This window comes from Pseudochrobactrum sp. AO18b (assembly GCF_000409565.1).
In the GTDB taxonomy this organism is placed as follows: Bacteria; Pseudomonadota; Alphaproteobacteria; order Rhizobiales; family Rhizobiaceae; genus Pseudochrobactrum; species Pseudochrobactrum saccharolyticum.
Map to the genome: position 1 here is coordinate 1 of NZ_ANNO01000362.1, position 2285 is coordinate 2285.

General features: G+C 50.4%; 2 protein-coding genes. One reads left to right on the forward strand and one right to left on the reverse strand.

Translation table 11 applies throughout. The features are described from left to right. Positions 1-40: 40 nt before the first annotated feature. Positions 41-1174, reverse strand: coding sequence for a site-specific DNA-methyltransferase (locus A918_RS0113955; RefSeq protein WP_022711662.1), 1134 nt, complete (start codon positions 1172-1174; stop codon positions 41-43). Between the two features lie 392 nt (positions 1175-1566). Between A918_RS0113955 and A918_RS0113960 the strand changes: the two genes are divergently transcribed. Then, a complete protein-coding gene (locus tag A918_RS0113960; RefSeq protein WP_022711663.1) occupies positions 1567-2256 on the forward strand; it encodes an HAD family phosphatase in 690 nt (229 codons plus the stop codon). The last annotated feature ends 29 nt before the right edge of the window (positions 2257-2285 follow it).

Here is a 2285-nt window from a genome sequence, read left to right on the forward strand (position 1 = left end):
GAAAATACCAGTATCAAGTGCCGGTATTCTGCCGCTCAGTTTACGAGCCGGCTTGAGCCATATTCACACGGATTTCAGCGCGCAGCGCATCAATCGGCTTCAACACGCCATTTTCTTCATAATGCCAGAATGTCCAGCCATTGCAGGCATCAAAGCCCTGTACCTTGGCACCCATACGGTGAATAGAGCCGGCATCGCCATTGGCAGACAGAGTACCGTCTGCACGAACAATTGCTGCATGACGACGTTTGGCATCACACAGAACTGTACCCGGACGCAGCAGACCGGCTTCAATCACGCTGACAAAGGCTACACGTGGTTCAGCACGCTTGCCGGTCATGACTTTCAGTTCGGTTTTGCCAAGAGGCTCAACAGCTTCGATACGCTTGGTTGCCGCATCAATGTAAGATTGTTCACGCTCAATACCGACAAAATGACGGCCGAGACGCTTGGCAACTGCACCGGTGGTGCCGGAACCAAAGAACGGATCGAGGATCACATCACCAGGCTTCGATGAAGACATCAGAATACGGGCAAGCAATGCTTCCGGTTTCTGGGTCGGATGAACCTTATCGCCATTATCGTCTTTCAGACGCTCGCCGCCGGTGCAAATCGGAAACAGCCAGTCAGAGCGCATCTGCACATCATCATTGGCGGCTTTCATGGCTTCGTAGTTAAACGTATAGCCTTTGCTCTTCTGGTCGCGGGATGCCCAGATCAGCGTTTCATGCGCATTCTGGAAACGACGGCCGCGGAAATTCGGCATCGGATTGGTTTTGCGCCAGATAATATCGTTGAGCATCCAGAAGCCCAGATCCTGCAGCGATGCGCCGACGCGGAAAATATTGTGGTATGAGCCGATAACCCAGATGGTGCCGTTTGGCTTCAGCACACGGCGGCAGGCCAGCAGCCATGCACGGGTAAAGGCATCATAAGCCTGAAAACTGTCGAACTGATCCCAATGGTCGTCAACTGCATTGACCTTGGTCTGATCCGGACGGTGCAGAGCACCTTCAAGCTGAAGATTGTAAGGGGGATCAGCAAAGATCACATCCACCGAATGATCCGGCAAACGATCGAGCGCAGCTACGCAGTCACCCTTAAGAATTGTATCGAGCCAGACCGAGCGCGGTGCAGCTTCTGGCAGATCTTTCACAAGACGAACAACGGACATGTGATACTCGCTAAACATAGGAACGCTTTACTGTCCTTATGGTTACCGAACAGGGTAAACATGGAGTTAATCGAATTGTTAAAAAGCGTTATCAGGCGCGAAAATCGTCAAATTTCTTTAAAAACAACACAAAACAGCGCTCACAAACCACTGTAAATGCTTAATAATTTTTAACACTTGGCGAAATTGCGGTTCCAAAGCTTAAAATCAGACACCGCAAATCACCCGATTTTGCCCGCTGATTTGCCTTGCCGATAAAACACAGAAGAACCGGCAATTTCTTTTATCATTTTGACCCTCAATCGTTTTAAGTGTAAACAGTGCCCGTCCTCCCTCCCCATGCCCGAGCCTCAGTCCGGCTTTTGTGGCTGATGAACATTTACGGATTTTTCATGTCAAAACCCCAGCTGATCCTCTTCGACTGTGACGGTGTTCTGGTCGATTCCGAGTATATTGCCGCACAGGTCGAATCCGAGCTTCTCACCGATGCCGGCTATCCGATTTCACCGGAAGAAATTGCCGAGCGTTTTGCCGGTCTGACATGGCCAAGCATTCTGATGGAAATTGAACGGGAATCTTCCATTCCGATCTCCGCTTCGCTGATTGAAAAATCACGCAAAATCATGAAAGAGCGGATTACCAAAGAACTGCTCACTGTAGACGGTATTGAGGATGTGGTCAGCCAGCTTCAATATCCGAAAGCTATCTGCTCCAATTCCAATTCGGACTCTCTGGAACTGATGCTCAAGCGTTCAACGCTGTATGATGCATTTGCCCCGCATATTTATGCGTCGCGTGAGGTTGGCAATAAAGAGCCGAAGCCTGCGCCGAATGTTTATACCTACGCGGCACAGCAGTTTAATGCTGAGCCGAAACAGTGTTTTGTGATTGAAGATTCAAGCCATGGCATCCATGCGGCACGCGCTGCGGGCATGCGGGTCATCGGCTTTACCGGCGGTGCTCACACCTATCCGGGTCATGCAGACAAGCTGACTGAAGCCGGTGCGGAAACAGTTATCAACCGTCACCGCGATCTGCCTGCCGTGATTGAAGCCATGGCAGAATGGGATGAAGGCTTCTGAGAACCTTCTGAGAAATGTAATAAAAAGGG